14 protein-coding genes and 3 pseudogenes are annotated in these 16,853 nt (G+C 71.1%); 10 read left to right on the top strand and 7 right to left on the bottom strand.

What is annotated here, in order from left to right; translation table 11 throughout:
• Nucleotides 1–104: 104 nt before the first annotated feature.
• Both AC3AGO_RS00210 and AC3AGO_RS00205 read right to left on the bottom strand, forming a co-directional pair.
• Complete coding sequence (locus AC3AGO_RS00210; protein ID WP_487817988.1) at nt 105–458, bottom strand: hypothetical protein; 354 nt, start codon at nt 456–458, stop codon at nt 105–107.
• Between the two features lie 393 nt (nt 459–851).
• Nucleotides 852–1,340 (bottom strand): MarR family winged helix-turn-helix transcriptional regulator, encoded by a 489-nt coding sequence (locus AC3AGO_RS00205; protein ID WP_487817996.1) that lies wholly within the window; start codon nt 1,338–1,340, stop codon nt 852–854.
• Between the two features lie 109 nt (nt 1,341–1,449).
• Here AC3AGO_RS00205 and AC3AGO_RS00200 point away from each other — a divergent pair, with 109 nt between their 5' ends.
• Nucleotides 1,450–1,794, top strand: coding sequence for an EthD domain-containing protein (locus AC3AGO_RS00200; protein WP_487817986.1), 345 nt, complete (start codon nt 1,450–1,452; stop codon nt 1,792–1,794).
• A 198-nt stretch (nt 1,795–1,992) separates the two neighbouring features.
• Here AC3AGO_RS00200 and AC3AGO_RS00195 read toward each other — a convergent pair whose 3' ends face one another.
• A complete protein-coding gene (locus AC3AGO_RS00195; protein ID WP_487817985.1) occupies nt 1,993–2,676 on the bottom strand; it encodes a DUF4389 domain-containing protein in 684 nt (227 codons plus the stop codon).
• 1,512 nt (nt 2,677–4,188) lie between these two features.
• Here AC3AGO_RS00195 and AC3AGO_RS00190 point away from each other — a divergent pair.
• Nucleotides 4,189–4,530: a DUF309 domain-containing protein gene (locus AC3AGO_RS00190; protein ID WP_487817984.1), complete on the top strand. Its 342-nt coding sequence runs from the start codon at nt 4,189–4,191 to the stop codon at nt 4,528–4,530.
• Nucleotides 4,531–4,672: 142 nt separating this feature from the next.
• Here the strand turns inward: AC3AGO_RS00190 and AC3AGO_RS00185 are convergent, their stop codons facing one another.
• Nucleotides 4,673–4,987 carry a DUF4873 domain-containing protein gene (locus AC3AGO_RS00185; RefSeq protein WP_487817983.1) on the bottom strand — a complete coding sequence of 105 codons (315 nt, stop codon included), beginning with the start codon at nt 4,985–4,987 and terminating at the stop codon, nt 4,673–4,675.
• Between the two features lie 1,153 nt (nt 4,988–6,140).
• Between AC3AGO_RS00185 and AC3AGO_RS00180 the strand changes: the two are divergent.
• The 3 genes and pseudogenes from AC3AGO_RS00180 (at nt 6,141) to AC3AGO_RS00170 (ending at nt 9,808) form a co-directional block, all read left to right on the top strand.
• Nucleotides 6,141–6,936: pseudogene (locus AC3AGO_RS00180) on the top strand (SAM-dependent methyltransferase).
• Between the two features lie 669 nt (nt 6,937–7,605).
• On the top strand, nt 7,606–8,199 hold the full coding sequence (locus AC3AGO_RS00175; protein ID WP_487817982.1) for a carbonic anhydrase: 594 nt from the start codon (nt 7,606–7,608) through the stop codon (nt 8,197–8,199).
• A gap of 114 nt (nt 8,200–8,313) precedes the next feature.
• A pseudogene (locus tag AC3AGO_RS00170) lies at nt 8,314–9,808 on the top strand (SulP family inorganic anion transporter).
• 499 nt (nt 9,809–10,307) lie between these two features.
• Here the strand turns inward: AC3AGO_RS00170 and AC3AGO_RS00165 are convergent.
• A complete protein-coding gene (locus tag AC3AGO_RS00165; protein ID WP_487817980.1) occupies nt 10,308–10,514 on the bottom strand; it encodes a hypothetical protein in 207 nt (68 codons plus the stop codon).
• A gap of 1,123 nt (nt 10,515–11,637) precedes the next feature.
• On the opposite strand from AC3AGO_RS00165, the gene AC3AGO_RS00160 reads away from it, so the two are divergent.
• Both AC3AGO_RS00160 and AC3AGO_RS00155 read left to right on the top strand, forming a co-directional pair.
• The gene (locus tag AC3AGO_RS00160; protein WP_487817995.1) at nt 11,638–12,819 is read left to right on the top strand and encodes an ATP-dependent nuclease; all 1,182 of its coding nucleotides are present in this window, start codon (nt 11,638–11,640) and stop codon (nt 12,817–12,819) included.
• Nucleotides 12,743–13,210, top strand: coding sequence for a hypothetical protein (locus AC3AGO_RS00155; protein WP_487817994.1), 468 nt, complete (start codon nt 12,743–12,745; stop codon nt 13,208–13,210). The genes AC3AGO_RS00160 and AC3AGO_RS00155 overlap by 77 nt, the downstream gene beginning before the upstream one ends.
• Before the next feature lie 341 nt (nt 13,211–13,551).
• Here AC3AGO_RS00155 and AC3AGO_RS00150 read toward each other — a convergent pair whose 3' ends face one another.
• Together AC3AGO_RS00150 and AC3AGO_RS00145 are read right to left on the bottom strand one after the other, a co-directional pair.
• Nucleotides 13,552–14,022, bottom strand: coding sequence for a sigma factor (locus AC3AGO_RS00150; RefSeq protein WP_487817993.1), 471 nt, complete (start codon nt 14,020–14,022; stop codon nt 13,552–13,554).
• A gap of 82 nt (nt 14,023–14,104) precedes the next feature.
• On the bottom strand, nt 14,105–14,377 hold the full coding sequence (locus AC3AGO_RS00145; protein WP_487817992.1) for a hypothetical protein: 273 nt from the start codon (nt 14,375–14,377) through the stop codon (nt 14,105–14,107).
• Nucleotides 14,378–15,114: 737 nt separating this feature from the next.
• On the opposite strand from AC3AGO_RS00145, the gene AC3AGO_RS00140 reads away from it, so the two are divergent.
• From AC3AGO_RS00140 to AC3AGO_RS00130, 3 genes and pseudogenes are all read left to right on the top strand, one after another.
• Nucleotides 15,115–15,447 (top strand): hypothetical protein, encoded by a 333-nt coding sequence (locus AC3AGO_RS00140; RefSeq protein ID WP_487817991.1) that lies wholly within the window; start codon nt 15,115–15,117, stop codon nt 15,445–15,447.
• A 38-nt stretch (nt 15,448–15,485) separates the two neighbouring features.
• Nucleotides 15,486–15,647: a hypothetical protein gene (locus tag AC3AGO_RS00135; protein WP_487817990.1), complete on the top strand. Its 162-nt coding sequence runs from the start codon at nt 15,486–15,488 to the stop codon at nt 15,645–15,647.
• A gap of 51 nt (nt 15,648–15,698) precedes the next feature.
• Nucleotides 15,699–16,853, top strand: a pseudogene (locus tag AC3AGO_RS00130) (hypothetical protein); the annotation flags it as partial.

Raw genomic sequence — 16,853 nt, 5'->3', positions numbered from 1 at the left:
CGGTGAGCGGGGTTGTCCGGGGGCGGCTTCGGCGGTGTGATCGCGCCAGCCGCGTCGGGTTTCTCGTACCGGGCCGGCATGCCCTTGTCAGCAGGCTTCCCGTGTCAGTGGAACTCGTGGACCAGCTGGATTTCGCCGACGATGTGGGCGTTGAGGTCCTCCGGCTCCTCGGCGGGAACCCGGAGTTCGAGGATCGTCTGTCCGCCCGCCTGTTGGACGGGGTACCGGCTCAGGAACTGTGACTCGGCCTCGAAGCGGGTGACGTAGCCGGCGCCGTGGTGTTTCACGTTCCAGTCCCGCGCGATTTTGATCGCGTAGTCCTCGTTGAGGACCGGGTAGAAGATTGGCTGCTCGGGCAGCCGGGGCGGCCACGCATGCCAGTTCAGCTCGCGGACCAGCTCCAGCTCCTTGGGGCCGGTGGGACGCCACAGGGTCGTCGTCGCGTGCTGGCTGGTCATGTGGATCGCTCTCTGAATGTCGGCCGCTGGTAGGGCGGGCGGGATACCGGACCATACCGGCACTGCGGACTCGCCAGCACGCAGTTTCTGCCTGGCCAACGCTTGTCACCAGCAGTTACGGGACGGCCGCTGTGCTGCTGTCGGGGGTGCCGGGTGGTGAGGGTGGGCTGGGTCAACTCGCGGCGGGTGTCGGGCGGGTCGCTGGGGTGCGGGCGTCGTTCACTCATGGGCGGGGTGTGAGGCCGGGATGCGCGGGTCGAACAGGGTTCCTGGCCAGGTGATCTTCCGGTGGTGCGCGCATGGAGGCGAGGGCGTCTCGGCAGTTCGGCGATGCGTAACCGGTCGAACTGTCCTCGGGGGGCTTGTTGTTCGTGTGTGTGTGGTTGTGCGGGGTCAGTGTGTTCGCCCGGTGGAGTCGCCTGCCTCCTGGCGGAGGGTTTCGGCGATTTTGGTGAGTGCTGCGCCGAGGTGGCGGCGCTGCGCAGCGGTGAGAGGCTCGAACACGAGTCGGTGCACCTGTGCGACGTGTGCCGGCGCGCTGTCGACGACCTTCTGCCGGCCGGTGTCGGTGAGGGTGGCGAGGGTGTAGCGGCCGTCGTGGGGGTCGGGTTGGCGGGTGGTCCATTCTCGGGTTTCGAAGCGGTCCATGAGTTTTGACAGGCGGGGGAGGGTGCTGTCGCAGTCCCGGGCCAACTCGCTGAACCGCATGGTGGCTTGAGGCGCCATCGAGAGGCGGGCGAGGACGCTGTATTCGAAGTTGGAGATGCCTGCGTCGCGTTGCAGTTGGCGGTCCAGGGCGGCGGGCAGGGCGATCACGACGGTGAGGAGGTCTTGCCAGAGGTCCTGCTGCTCGGTGTCGAGCCAGGGTGAGGGTTCGTCCATGTGGCCCATGTTATTTGCCTGGGCAAGAAATATCTATTGCCCGGGCAAGTAATGCGGTCTACGTTGTCAGTTGCTCAGGCAAGTCAATCTCGGTTTCGAGGAGTCTCCTGTGATCAAGCTCAGTATCTTCCTGACGCGGCGGCCGGACCTGTCCCACGAGGAGTTCGTGGAGTACTGGACGCAGAAGCACACCCCGTTGCTGGCGACGCTGCCCGCCGGAGAGGTCCCGGTCCGGCGCTACGTGCAACTGCTGCCCACCGGCGACGAGATCCCCGGCATCAGCACCGCTGTCTGTGACGGTGTCGCCGAGGTGTGGGTCGACAGCATCGCCGACGCCACTCGCTGGTTCACCTCCGACACCTACACCACCACCATCGCGGCGGACGAGGAGAACTTCCTCGACCGCTCCCGGACCCGCTTCCTCTACTCGGCCGAAACCCCGGTCTTCGGCTGACCGCCGCCGTCCGCGCCGACTCGCCCCGGGGGGGGGCAGTCGGCTGCAGGCAGCTCGCTGTGCTCGGGTCCCGGGTCGGGTCCCGGGTGACCTGACGATCAGGCCCCCACACACGGCCCGGGCGGGGTCTCGGGTGACGGGGTGTCAGGGGTGTGTGGTGCCGAAACACGGTTTGTGGGTGGGGTTTGTGGTGGTGGGTCAGGTGGGGGTGTGTGTTGTGGTGTGTGTTGTGGTGGTGGGGGGTTCGTGGGGGCCTTGGTCGAGGCGGAAGGGTGGGTAGGTGTCGGTGAGGAGGCTGGTGTAGGCGGCGACGCGGAGCATCCAGCGTTGGAGGCCGAGGATGAGGGGGAACATGCCGGCCGGGTAGTGGCCGGTGAAGAGGAGGGAGATGCCGGCGAAGAGGACGAGGAGTCCGGTGAGTCCGCCGGCGCGTACGGAGCCGCCGGTGAGGAGGGCGACGACCAGTAGTTGGGGGAGGGCGAGGAGCCACCATTTGATGAGGACGAGTCCGCGGGAGAGCTGTTCGGGGTAGGCGATCTCGAGGCGTGCGGGGTAGTCCGGCACATCGGCGAGGGTGAAGGGCGGGTAGCGGTCGGTGCCCAGCGCCCCGTACGAATAGAAGTGCACGCGCCAGCTCCAGCGCAGCACCCCCACGGAGAAGTCGAAGAGGGGGCGGGGGTAGCGGGCGGTGAAGAGGATCGCGAAGAAGGCGACCACCGACACCAGCGCGTAGCCGATCCACAGGAACAGCAGCACGACCATGTGCGGCAGGACCAGCAGCCACTTGATGAGCCACAGTCCGCGGGACAGTCTGGGTTCGAGGAGGCCCTGGACGGTGACGGGTGAGGGTTTCGGGGCGGATTCACGCTCGGGGTAGGTCATGTGCGCCACTCCCTTTCCGGGCTGGCCGGCACCGGGTTCCCGGGGCTGGAGGGCACCGGGGCCTGACCGTACCGGCGGGCGGTGTGGTGGGGCGATGACGCTTTCGTGCTCGGCCGGAAATTCTCCGTGTGGCCTGGCGGAATGCCGGGTTCTGCTGTCGTCGGGCGGGCCGGGCGCCGCCCTGCGTGCCGGGGGAGGGCGGGAGGGGCTTGGTGGGCGGCCGGGTGCGGCGGGGCGGTGCCGTTTCGGCCAGAACGGGTGTGCGGGCGCGTGCAGTTCGGCTTGTGTCAACAGCCGGGTGCACACCCGGCCGGCCATCCTGCCGGGCGCGGCGGGCGGGTGCGGCGGGCGGGTGTGGGCGCGGCGTCTGCGGTGCCGGGGTGAGGGGTGTGGGCGGGAGGCCGGGGTAGGGGGTGTGGGTTCCGGGTGCGGGGCTGCCTCGGGCGCGGCTGCCTGGGGCACGTTCGTTTCGGGTGGTGCCGTCCGGGGGCGGGCCGGGGTTGCTGGTGGGCGGGGGCCGGCTGAACGGTCCGTATGTGCCTGCGTGTTGGGGCGGTGTGTGCCGGGGCGGCAGGATCGGCCGGGAGGGGTGCGCCGGCCTGCGCCCTGCCCGGCCGGCCCGCCCGCCTCTTTTTCCCTGGTGCCCGGTCCGTCCTTCTTCCCTGGTGTGCTGTGTCGGTGCCCCCGGGGGGGGGCTCGTCGCCGTGGTGGTGGCTGTCGTGGTGGCCCTCTGGTGGGTTCCGGGGCTTTTTCTGTTCTCCGGTGTGGGGGGGGCATGTTCGGTTCAGGGGGTGGGGTGCGGCCTGTCGGCCAGGTGTCGGGTGCGGGCGTGTCGCTTGCCCCTCTGGTGTGGCGTGGGGTCCTCTCGTGGCCCGTAGGGTTTCGGGGGTGGTGACCGGTACGGACGCAGGATGTGAGGGAGGCCGCGTGAGCGAGGACCGTGGCGGGGGCGGTGACCCGGCGTGCTGGGCGGGGCTGGTGTGTGCCGGGTGCGGCGGGGTGCGTGAGTCCGCCGACCCGCGTAGGCCGTGTCCGCGGTGTGGTGCGGTCTCCTGTGACGCCGCCGGCGCTGCTGCTGCGTCTGCCGGGGCTGCTGTGTCCGATGATGGTGCCGCTCCCTCTGCTGCCGGCCGGTCCGGCGGTGCGGATGATGGTGCCGCTTCCTCTGGTGCGGGGGCGGGAGAGCAGCCGGTGGAGGAGTCTCCTGCGGGGGCGGGCCCCGGTGCGGGGCCCGGTACGGGTGCGGGTTCCGGCGCGGGCGCTGCTGCGTCTGCCGCCTCCGGCGAGGCGGCCGTCCCCGGTGAGGGGGCCGTTCCCGGTGAGGGGGCTGTCTCCGGCGGGCAGCGTGCCGGGGCCGGTAACTCCTCGGCTGCGCCGCGCAGTCGGAGCCGCCCCCGGGGGCGGGACCGGGACCCGGCCACGGGGCGGGCGCAGAATGCGCGGCCGCGGGACGGGTTGGGGCGTCCGTTGCCGTATGGGACGCCGGGGGTGGCGCGGCAGCCTGAGGGAGTCGTGCGTACCGCGCAGGAGACCCTCACCGAGGCCCAGCACCTCCTCGACACCGGCATGCCTTTCCACGCACACGAGGTGTTCGAGGACGCCTGGAAAACCGGCCCCGAGAGCGAGCGGGGGTTGTGGCGGGCGTTGGCCCAGTTCGCCGTCGGCCTTACCCACGCGGCCCGCGGCAACGCTTCCGGTGCGGCGTCGTTGCTGACCCGTGCGGCCGACAGCCTCGCCCCCTACAGCGAAGACCCGCCGTACGGTCTCGACATCACGGCGCTCACCGTGTGGGCGCGGGAGGCGGCCGCCGCCCCCGCCACGGACCTCACCCCGCCACGGCTGCGCCGCCGCTGAGCCGGCGCAGCCATGACGGTGGCGCAGGCCCGGCGGCGTGGTCCACTGCCGCCGTCATACGGGTCACCGGCCACGCAGGGGCGTGCGCCGGATGTGGCCGGCGGGGCCGGGGAGCGGGGCCGGGAAACGGGAGGGGCAGGGGTTAGAAGGGAGCGTCGCCGCTGCCTTGGACGCGTACGTACTGGCTGCCCCAGCCGTGCAGGAGTACCTGCGCCTCGTTCCCGCTTTCGCTGCTGTCTTCGCCGCCTTCGTCGTCGCCCTTGGGGAGGCGGAGGGTGACGGGCTGGTCGGCGAAGCGGGCGAAGTCTTCGAGGGGGTTGTCGGTTTTCAGCAGTCCGCACCATTCCTCGTCGCCGCCGGTGGTGCGGTAGGCCGTGAGTTCGGCGGTCACCGGGTATTCGGTCTCGTTGAGGAGGAGGGCGGCGGGGCCCTGGTAGGTGCGTTCAGCAGTCGCCATGGTTTCAGGCTGCGCCTGCCCGGAGGCGGCCGCAAACCCTGCTGCGCCCCGGCCGCACGGCCCCTGCCGGCGGGGTGGGGGAAGGACTCCGGTGCCCGGCTCCGGCCCCGTTCGTGGGTTCGGGGCTGCGTCTGCCGGCTGGGGCTGCCGCAATCCGTGCTGCGTCCCGGGCGCACGGTTTCCTGCCGGCCGGGCCGGGCGGAGGGGGCCGGTATCCGGTTGCGGCCCCCTGTTCGTGGCGTGGGCCGCGTCTGCCCGCTGGGCTGCTGTCGTCCGTGCTGCGCCGGGGCGTACGGCTCGGCTCTGGCGGCGGGGCGCGGGGTGGTGGGGATCGCCGGTTTTTCCCCGGGCTCGGTCGGCTCTCCCGGTTGCGCAGTGGGCGAAGGGGCTGGAGTTGCCTGCCGGTTGAGGGGTCGGGCCGCTCCTCCCGGTCAGGGGTGTCTGCGGCGTCGCCCGGTGTTGGGCTACGCCTCTTTCTGGTCAGCTCGTTCTGGCCCAGGTGCGGGCCGGCGGTCGGGCGGATCCGGCGGGGCGGGGTTCCGGGCGCGTCCGCGTGTCGCGGGTGGGAGCGAAGGCGCGCAGGTGTGGGGAGGCCCTGAGCAGGTCAGGGGCGCGGTGGGTGCCGGGGTTCCGGGTGCCGGGTGGTTTCGGGCGGCGCCTGCCCGGAGGCGGCCGCAATCCCTGCTGCGCCCCGGCTGCACGGCCCCTGCCGGCGGGGTACGGGAAGGACTCCGGTGCCCGACTCCGGCCCCGTTCGTGGTTTCGGGGCTGCGCCCGCCTCGGGGTGCTGCGGGTCCTGCTGTGCCGGGCCGGGCGGCTCTTGGCGGGGCGGGGTGGGGGCTGGTGTCTGGTTGCGGGTTCTGCGCGTACGGGGTGTCCGGCACCCGGCCCGCGTAGCTGCCCGCGGGGGTCTGGTGTGCGGGGCCGTCATCGGCCGTAGGGGGTCTGGTGCCTGGGTCGTGTGTGGGGGTGGGTGGGGGTTGTTTCGGGGCGTGTCGGGGTGGGGTGGGGCGCTAGTGTGCGCGGGGGAGTTGGCCGTCCGCGCTTGCCGGCGCGGGGCGGTGCGGGGTGGTGTGTGGGGAAGTGGGGTGGGGGTGTGTCGGAGCGGTCACGGCCGTGGCCACGGCCCGCGGGGTCGCGGGGGCGGCATGGTCTGGTGGATCTGCATGCGGACAGGCCGCATCCGGCGCGGGTCTACGATGCGCTGCTGGGCGGGAAGACGCACTATGCGGCGGACCGGCAGGCGGCGGAGGAGACTCTGAAGGTCCTGCCCGGGGCTGCTGCTATTGCCCGGCACAACCGGGCTTTCATGCACCGTGTGGTGCGCTATCTGGCGCGTGAGGCGGGGGATTGGCCAGTTCCTCGACATCGGCACGGGGATTCCGGTGTCGCCGAATCTGCACGAGGTCGTCCAGGGCGTCACCCCTGCCGCCCGCGTCGTCTACGCCGACAATGATCCGATCGTGTTGGTGCATTCCCAGGCCCTGCACACCAGCGGGCGGGCGGGCCGTACCGCTTATCTCGAGGCGGATCTGCGTGATCCGGAGTCGGTCACCGGGCACGGGGTGCTGCGGGAGACTTTGGATCTGCGCGAGCCGGTGGCGCTGTCGCTGCTGGCGGTTCTGCACTGGCTGCCGGCCGGTACCGACCCCTATCCGGTGGTCGCCCGGCTCTTGGAGGTGCTGCCGTCGGGCAGCTATCTGGCGCTCAGTCATGTGACGGCGGATTTCGCGCCGGCTGCGATGGGGGAGGTGGCCGGTGTCTTCGCCGCGGCCGGGGCCCCTTTGGTCTGCCGTTCGCGGCAGGAGGTGGCGCGGTTCTTCGACGGCCTGGAGCTGGTCGATCCCGGGCTGAGAGTCGTGCACCGCTGGCGGCCCGAGGATGCGGCCGCCGAGGGGCTGGGTGAGGGGGACGTCCCCCTCTACGGCGCCCTGGCCCGCAAACCCTGACCCCGCGCCCCGTACGTCCTCGGGGCCCGGGCCCGCACACCCCTCTCCGCCGTCCTGGACGCCCCCTTGCGGCCTGGACACCCTTGCGGGCTGCTGCCCGGCGCGCCCCGTACGTCCTCGGGGGCCCGGCCCGCACACCCTCTCCGGCGGCCTGGACGCCCCTTCCGGCCTGGACGCTCCTTGCGGTCCGGCGCCCCTTGTGGGCTGTTGCGGTCCCGGACCGGGCTGCTGCCCGGCGTGCCCCGGCCGCGGAACGGGGAGGGGGCCGGCCTGTCCGCCGCCGCGCCCCGGGTCCTGCGCGCCGGGCCACAGTCCCCGCCTCCGGATCTGCCCCTGCCGGCACACCGCCTGACGTGTCCTCAGCCACGTCCGGGTGCCGCTGCCGGATCCCGGCCGGCCGCTGCGCCGTGCTTGACCATGAGTCGGCTGCCCGGCCGACTGCCCAGCCGGCTGCCCGGCCGGGTGGGCGGCAGCGCGGTGCGCTGCGGCGGCGCAGCGCGCCGCGCGCCTCTCCGCCCCCGTCGGTGTCGTCACCGCCGCTACGGGCGGGTCTTCAGCGTCCCTTCAGGAACGGTGCGCGAGAGTGCGGCACGTGGTCTCCGGGCCACGACTCCCTGACCCGACCACACCACGTGCCCCGCGGCGGGGCGCGTAGGAGGCAGGCCGACCATGCAGCAACTGATCGCACAGGCCCGGGTGTTCGCGTCCCGGTGTACGGAAGGCGCGGCGGACTTCCAGGAGTTCGAAGCCGGGCAGAGCCCGCGGGCCCGGTTCCTCACGTGTTCCGACTCCCGGGTCATGCCGTCCCTGAGCACCGGGGCCGGGCCGGGCCCGGGGGAACTCTTCGCGCTGCGCACGGCGGGCAACATCGTGCCCGCCTACCGCCGCGGGCACCCCGCGGGGGAGGCCGCGAGCATCGAGTACGCGGTCGATGTCCTGGGGGTCGGGCACATCGTGGTGTGCGGGCACTCCCCGTGCGGGGCGGTGGGCGCTCTGGCACGCAATGACGATCTGCGCGCCGCCCCGGCCGTACGTGCGTGGCTCGACAGCACCGCGCCGCGCCGCGGCAGCCGCAGCACAGGGGGGAGGGAAGGGGCCGGATGCCGCAGCCGGTTGCGTGCGACGTCGCCGGGGCCGCGCAGCGGCACGCGCTCGCGCAGCCGGCCAGACTGCGCGCCTACCCGTGCGTACGCGGGGGGCATCGGGGCGGAGTGCCTCTTTCTGCACGCCGGGTTCTACGAGGTGAACACCGGGGTGGTGTGAAGCCACCGGCCCGGCAGCGGCGCCTTCCTGCCGCTGTAACGCGCCTCCCTCCCGCTGTAACGCGCCTCCCTGACACAGCACTTCGCGCATCACGTCGAGGAATCGGAAAATCCCATGCTGCCCCGCTTCAGTAACGCCCTCCCCTCCACGCTCCGTCCCGCCGCTGTGCGGCGCGACGTCCTCGCCTCCCTCGTCGTCTTCCTTGTCGCCGTCCCCCTGTGCGTCGGCGTCGCCGTCGCCTCCGGGGTGCCGGCCGAACTCGGCCTGATCACCGGGATCGTCGGCGGACTGCTCACCGGCTGCCTGCCCGGCAGCTCGCTCCAGGTCAGCGGCCCCGCCGCCGGGCTCACCGTGCTTGTCTACGAGGCGGTGCACGCCTTCGGTCTCGCCGCGCTCGGCGCCCTCGTCCTCGCCGCCGGGCTCCTCCAACTCGGCCTGGGGGCCCTGCGCCTGGGCCGCTGGTTCCGCGCGATATCGGTCGCCGTCGTGCAGGGGATGCTGGCCGGCATCGGCCTGCTCCTCGTCCTGGGCCAGGTGTACGCGATGGCCGACACCCCGCAGCCGGGCACCGGCATCGCGAAGATCACCGGGCTGCCCGGCCTGGCCGCCGGGCTCGTGACCGGCCCTAACCCGCGGGCCATGACGGCTTTCGGGGTCGGTGCCGCCACCCTCGCCCTGCTGGTTGTGTGGAAGCGGATGCCCGCCAAAGTCCGCGTGGTGCCGGGGCCGGCTCGCCGCGATCGCCGTGGCCACGGTGGTGACGGCGATCGCCGGTCTCCCCGTCGAGAAGGTGGAGGTCCACGGCCTGCTGGCCTCCGTGCAGCCGCCCGGCGCCGGTGACCTCACGGTGCTGGCCCAGGTCTCCGCGCTCGGCACCGTCCTCGCGTTCACTCTCATCGCCTCGGCGGAGAGCCTCTTCAGCGCCGCCGCCGTCGACCGCATGCACAACGGCGCACGTACGGACTACGACAAGGAACTCATGGCCCAGGGCGCGGGCAACGCCGTGTGCGGTCTCCTCGGCGCCCTGCCCATGACCGCGGTGATCGTACGCAGCGCCGCCAACGTCCAGGCAGGCGCCCGCACCAAGCTCTCCCGCATCCTGCACGGTCTGTGGCTCCTGGTGTTCGCCGCCCTGCTCCCCGCGGCCCTCGGCGTCATCCCGCTCGCGGCGCTCGCGGCCGTACTGGTGCACGCCGGCGCCAAGCTGGTGCCCGCACGTCAACTGCTGCCGCTGTGGCGCGAACACCGGGGCGAGGCCGTCATCCTCGCTGTGACGGCACTCGCCATCGTGCTGGCCAACATGTTCGAGGGCGTGCTCGTGGGGCTGCTGCTCGCCGTCGTGAAGAGCGCGTGGGAGACCTCGCACCTCCACATCGCCACGCACGAACTCACCGGCGGCCGCCTCGTCGTCGCCCTCAGCGGCAACGCGACCTTCCTGCGGCTGCCGAAGATCCTGGACACCCTGGAGTCGCTGCCCCGCGGCAAGCCGGTCGAACTCGACCTCTCCGGGCTGCGCCACCTCGACCACGCCTGCCGCACCGCCCTGGACCACTGGGCCGAACAGCACAACACCACGGCCCCCACAGCACCGGCTCCGGCGGCCGGCTAGGCCGGATGCGGGGGAGGAAGCGCCCAGGGCGCCCCCTCTTTCCTGGCTGCGCCGGCGTCCTCTGGCCCTGCCCGCAGCTGCCGGACGGGGCGAGGGGAGGCGCCCGGGCCTCCTCGGTGACGCGTCACGCCCACGGCCCAGCGCAGAGGCCGGCAGGGGGTGGGGCGCCGCAAGGGGGCGGGCGTGCGGGGGCCGTTCGCGGGGACGCTGCGCCCGCTGCTGTTCTCCGTGCTGCGTGCGGTGGGTGTGTCAACGCCGGCGTTCCGTACGGGCGTTGAGGGCCTGCGGCGCCGCCCGCTCGGCTGCCACCCGGCCCGTACGCCGTCCCCGTGCGTCCCCGCGCGTGGCCGGCTGCCGCTGGCCGCGCGGTGTCCGTGCGCCCCCGCCCGGGAAGGAACGGGCGCCCCCGGCCCGGGCGGTGGCCGGCCGGGCCGGGATGCCCCGCCCCGCCCCACGTCGGGGCGGGGAGGGGCGGGGGTGTGGCTGTCCGGGGGCCGGGTCAGTTGCTGGGCGGGGTGACCCAGCCCTTCTTGACCAGCTGGTCGCAGTGCCACTTCCCGTGTGAGGGGCTCTCCCCGTGCTTCGCGGTCGCGTCGAGGCAGTCGCTGTAGGGGAACGGGGGCTCCGAGGCGGCAGCGGCCTGGGCGCCCACTGCCGACGCACCGAGTCCACCGGCGGCCACGGCCAGGGCCAGGGCAATGCTCATCCGACGCACAAGATCCTCCTCTTCTCGGGCCGGAGCACCCATGCTCCGGCAGGTCCACGCGCTCTGCCGCAGCCCCGCCAGGGGGACATGCAAGATCACTCATGGCCCAACGAGCAGGCCACCACCAGGAAACGCCGCGCTACCCCGCCCCGCCCGTACGGCCCAACGCCGCGCCACACCGACCCCCGCCCTGGGGTAACTTCCGTACCTGGCAGGGCAGTTGACCCGGTCTCGGTGTCCCGTCCTGACTCCGCCTGTTCCGGCGTGGCGCGCTGTTGCCGCAGGTGCGCGCCCGTCCCGTGAGCGGCTCGGGGCGGGGTGTGCGCGGGGGCACTGCACCGAGACGGCTGGCCACGGATTCCGGAGCCTGGGCGCGCAGCGGGAAGACGTGCGTACCTGATTCCCGGGGGCAGGCGGCGGCCCCCCCGGGGGGGGCACCGCGTTGTGCCGGTCGTGCAGCAGGCGAGCTCGCGCCGGTGCCCTGCCGGCCCACATGCGGCAGGTGCGTTGCACCAGCGCCCTCTACGCCCTGCGGCTACTGATCCACCCAACTTCCCTCCCTGGGCGGGTAGATGAGGGATCTCAAGGTCCTGTGTGCCCACCGCTGGGGGAGTGACGGCGGGGTACGGGTGAGGAAGAGAAACGCCCGCCCCGCCTCCCCTCTCGCGGCACGCGGGGGGGGGCAAGCCGCCGGTGGCGGCATCACTCCCGGCAGCGTGCGGGGCCGGACCGCCTCAAGTGGCAAGAAGTGTGGGGTATTTGCCTGATAGGCATCTACGATGACTTCCTGCACGGAGGGCAACACGTGCCCCATCAGTGCAGGGAGTGCCCGCACGCCACGCCCCCTTCCGGCCACAAGGGAAATACGGAGTAGCTCGATCGTGCACCTCACCCGCCTCTCCGCCGGTGGCTTCCGCTCCCTCACCCACGTGACAGACATCCCCATCAGCAGCCCCACGATCCTGGCCGGGCGCAACGACAGCGGCAAAAGCGCGGTACTGACCGCGCTGGCCTTCCTCTGGGAACCCACCGGCTCACCGAGGAGGACCGCACCTACGAGCAAAGCGACGGCGTCACCGGCAGCGGTGCTCGAAGACGTCGGTCGAGGGCGACTTCACCCTCGATGCCACGGAGCAAGCGACCAATACGCTCCCTCCTCCTTGCGAATCGCCGCCGCGCCCGCGCCGATGAGGCCGCCTGCTGGGAGTTCTTCGGCGCCGAGCCCGACGACAGCCGCCTGCAGGGCCTGGACCAGCTACGGAAGCCAGACCTGGCCCAGCGCGTCACCGAGTTCGGCCTGACCCCCACCGGGACACTCAAGGACGACCTGCTCGCCGCCCTCACCGCGCACGCCGCGACCGTGCCGCAGGTCCAGCAGTGGCAGCCGCTTCCCAAAGAACTGGAGGAACGCCTCCCGCGGCTGCTGTCGTTCGGCGGCCGGCACGAGAGCCCCGACGACGCCTACCGCACCGCGCTCAGTAACTGCTACGAAACCCACCTCGAGGACGAGACACTCCTGGGACAGGTGCGGGAGATCGAAGCGGAGATCACGCAGCGGCTGGAGAAAGAGGCCCACTCGCTGTGCCAGCACATCCGCCGGCACTGCAGCGAGTTCGTAGAGGTAGAGGTGAGGCCGGAGGTCTCCTTCAAAGGCGGCTTCAAACGCGCCCCCCTCGAAGTCTCCCGGGCCGATGGGGAGCCGGTGGACCTGACCCGCTCAGGCCAAGGCAGCACCCGGCGCATCGCCCTGGCGGCGTGGGAATGGACCAGCAACCTCCTGGAGAGCGCCGAGCTCGCTACGGCAGCAGAACACAGCGCGCCAGAGCCCACGCAGACCATCGTCGTCTACGACGAACCCGACACCCACCTCGATTACCGCCACCAGCGCACCGTCATGGACATCATCCGCAAACAGTGCGCCCTGCCCCACGTCAACGTCATGATCGCCACGCACTCGATGAACCTCATCGACGGCGTCGACATCGCCGACGTGGTCCACCTCAAGCTCAACGACCGCGGCCGCACCCTCATCGAACGCCTGACAGAAGACACCCACGCAGGCATCGACTTCCACCTCGGCCAGATCGCGGCCGCCTGTCGGACTGCGCAATTCCGTCTCTCCACGAACGCTGCTTCCTCGCGGTGGAAGGCCCCACCGAACAGCAGAGCGTGCCGCTGCTCTTCCGCCTCTCCCAGGGGCTGTCCCTGCAGGCAGCCGGCATTGCCCTTTGGGCCTGCGGCAACAACGAAGGGGCTCTGCTCCTCGCTGGCTACCTCGTCAAACACCACCGCACGGTCATGCTGATGGTCGACAACGACAGCCGCTCCAACAGGCATTTCAAGGAAGAAAACTCATCCAGGCCGGGCTCGACCTCACCACGGAAGTCTCCTACGTCGGCGAAACCGCAGGGCACAACGAGTTCGAAGAGCTCTTCAGCGACGAACAGTGGGCAACCGCCGCCAACATCCACTGGCCCCGCACCGGGCGCCCTTGGAGCGCCGACGACTTCACACCACACCGCGGAAGCAAATTCAGCGGACGTGTCCTCACCATGCTCAAGGAACAGGCCCAGGAGAACAGCCCCAACGGAAAGACCGACATGGTCTATGACCTGGTTACCACGCTGACCACCGCCGAGGACGTCCCCACCCAGCTGCGAGACATTTTCACCGACGTACAGAACCTGGCTTCCTAGGGAGCTCCCGGCGAGCGCGCCGCTGCTGCATGCGCTCCTTGCGTTGCGCGGTGGTGGCGCTACCCAGGCATGCCAGCCCACCCCCGGTAGCCACTGCCGGGCATGCTGGTCCGTCGATCCCGGCACCACCGGCACCCACCAGGTGTAGGGATACGGTCATCCGTGGCGGAACGCGATAAGGACATCAGCTCCTCCTTCCCCTAGAAGACATCTTCTCCTGCCACTTACAATCACCCCGCGTAGCACCAGCGCTGGCTGCCGTGCCGCGCGCGGCCCTGTGCCAGGTCAGGGGCTGTGTCACGTTCCGCCGAAACCGTCACGCGCTCGCGTTCGGGCCAAGGTCAGGTTTCTCGGCTCGACACCATCTCGCCCCTGGTGGGCGGCTGTTGGGCATGCGCGGGTGGGTGGTTGCCAGCGCTGGTGTGGCGGGGAGGGGTATGCGTGGTGGGGGATGAGGGTGCGGAGCATGTTCTGGGCGTCGGGGCCGGTGGAGTGGAGGACGGTACCGGTAGCGGCGCGCTGTGGTGGTCCCAGTTCGTCGATCGCCTGCCGCAGCGCGGCCTCCTCAGTGGCCTCAAGGTCAGGGGAGGGGATGTCTGCCCGGTTGTTGTCCAGTCAGGCCCGGTTGCCCGGCTTTCACGTATCCGCCGCCTGAAGAGATCCCTGGCCAGGTTGCGGGCGGTCCGGCACGCATAGCTCGTGCAGCGCACGTCGGATCGAGGGTGCGGCCACCGGGACAGGAGCTCCTCGAAGGCCCTCTGCGCGATGTCCTCGCTGTCGGCTATGGAGAGGTTGAACGTTCCGCGCAGCAAGTGGTTTAGCAGGGCGCGTGTGAGTGCTTCGCATCGGCGAGCCGCTCGGCATTCAGCCCGGGAGCAGCGACGCTCGGCTGATTCACCACAGGTGGTACTCCTCGCACGAGCGTTGGACGGTCAACGAACTGCCGTCGGCGGCCTCTTCCTGCACGGTTGCCCCGGCAGGGGTGTACTTCAAGACTGTCCGCGGCTGCAGCCGCAGCGGGCGTTCGCGGACCAGGCGCTCCTCGGAGTGCTGGTGGCGGGCCTGGGGAAGCAGCTCAAGTATCTCGGCCCGGCGCAGGGCCAGGCAGACGCCGGCAATCGCCGGGACAGCGACCATCACGAGCTCGGTGTATTCCTGGGCGATCATCTCGTGCGGCCTTCGGGGCGGGACGGGAGATGTGGACAGCGCGCGCTCTTACTCCTCCTACGTCTGGCTGTCCCGGTCCGTGCGCCGGTGTCTCCAACTTTCGGCCAGTTCGCTCGTGCCACGCGCTCGCTGGCGGACTGCAGGGAAGGTGTGTCTGCGCTGCCGCGCGGACTTCTCCGGGCAACTAACGCCCCAGAGGTATCGGGCTCAAAGAGCACAAAATCCAGTGAGCATCTTGATTCCCGCTCGCCGCATGTATATCGCAAGGATGTGGCGCAGAATGTTCTCTTCCATCACCGGACAGGCTCCCAATAACACGCATCTCTCTTCCCGGCGCGGCGGGCGTCGTGACGATGAGTGGTATGCGACTAACCCTGATGCGCGGCTCTTTATCTCCGTTATCAGCTGGCGGGCCTACCGGATGGTGGTGGCGAGTGGCGGCCGGATGGACTTCGATGTTGCCTGGCGCCGGGTCAGAGTGGCCCGCCACCCCGACGAGCTGCCCTTCCGGAGGCCGGGCACCGGCCTCCCGGAGACCGCGGATCTCGCTAGTCGGTGCGGGAGCAAGGAAATGCATTCCGGCTCAACAGGTGCCGGATGAGGCGGGTGTTACGGGAGTTATGAACCAGCGAGACGTGCTTTTAAGTCAGATCCGGCGAAGGTGTAGATCGCAGCTGAGTAACGCGGCGAGAATTCCCTGGAAGACGCCTGCCGCATTTCGCACCTGGGGGAGTGCTGTGACAGATTTTGCCGCGCTGTCTGCTGTGATCGGCGCCGGACTGACACCCACCCTGACGTTCCTCTACCAGCGCCTCGAGCGGCTGTTGGACCGCAACGGTGCACCGGAGGCTGAACCGGAGATCCCTGCCGAACTGACCGGCATCCTCGCTCTGCCCCTGCAGGCCGACACCGCCCAACCCGCCGCACACCGGCAGGAGCTGGAGCAACTGCGCGATGCGCTGAGCGTCTACCAGCGCGGTGTCGCCCCTATCGCTCCCACCGACGCCCCGCTGCTGCGCACCCTGGGGCGGTTGCGCGGCACCCTGGAGGAGATGACGGCCAGCGCCTGACTTTCGCCGGTGAACAGCGCCCGGACTCGGGCCCGTTCGTGCATCAACGCACCGAACACGTCGCGGGCCGGCAGACCGGCATGGACGCCGACGAGATCACCGGAACGGCCTCCGTGGAGCAGGAAATAGGCACGGTGGAACAGGGTGGGACCAACATCGGCATGCGCGCCCGCAGGATCGGCGGCCCTCCGCCGTCATGAACGCCCCGGACACCGGAAACCTCTCCCGTCCGCCGTCTGCGAGGTGCCGCCATGACCACCGACAACACCCTCCCGCCCCACCTCGACACTCCGTCGACCGCCCGCCCAACACCCACCAACGACGACGCCCCGGGCGGTACCTCATCCTCGGACGGTGCCCCGCCTCCCGGGGTAGACACCCCCGGACCTCCTGCGCGGGACGGGCAGCCCCCCGCCGACCGACCCTCGCCCCCAGAGCCCGGCACCGCCGCTCCGTCTCCCGCACCATCCGGCGACCAGCCGGACCCCGAAGAGCGCCCCGAGGCGCCGCGGCGCGATGAGCAACAGGCGGCCCGGCCCGTTGAAGAGAGTCAGGCATTCGACGACACCCCTGATGCTTCCGAGCAGCACCCCGGTCGCGACGAGGGTGCCGTCCCTGACAGCGAACCGCGCGTCTCGGTCGAGCAGCGCTTCGGCCGCAACGACGGCGTCGCCATCGGCGTCCAGATCGTCCAGGAGATCCACCGGCTGCGCGGCGCCCTGCTGCCCCCGCACTGGATCGACCAGCGGCTGGCCACCTACGAACGCTCCCCGCAGGAGCGGGCCACCTTGCACGCTATCCTCGCCCGCGAGCACGTGCTCGTGCTGCACGCCGCGGAGAGCACCGGTCGCTACACCGCCGCCCTGGAAGCACTGCACCACCAAGTGGGCCCCCACATCCGACAAGCGCGGCACGAGCCCGGAGACCCCTTCAACATCGAGGGCCTGCGCGAGCGCGATACCGGCTGGATCCTGGACTGGCGCGATGAGGACGACAAACTCCCCTCCGGCATCGGCCCCGCCCTCGCCGAAGACGCCCCGCACCTGCAGTACTCCGGCTCCTACTTGGTCTCGGCCGACACCGACACATGGGACGATGCCGCTAAGGGAACCACCCCCCTCGCCCACGACCTCCAGTCTCCCGAACCCAAAACGGTGCTGCGCGCCCACCTGGAGAAGGTCGACCCGCCGGTGAAAAGCAGAGCGCTGGCTCACCGATTCGAAGATCACCGAAGGCATCGAAGACCTGCTCCCGGCGGATGTAGTCGAGTGGGCCCACATCATCCGCGAAGCCGAGCTCCTCGACGAAGAGACAGACCAGTCCTTCGAGGAGCTGGTCGAGCACGTGGTCGCTGCGGCAGACGAAGACTGGCGCACCCGGTTGCTGGAGTGGCACACCGAGCACCA

Source organism: Streptomyces sp. BL1, from assembly GCF_057628045.1.
This window is presented reverse-complemented; position numbering and strand designations above follow the sequence as displayed.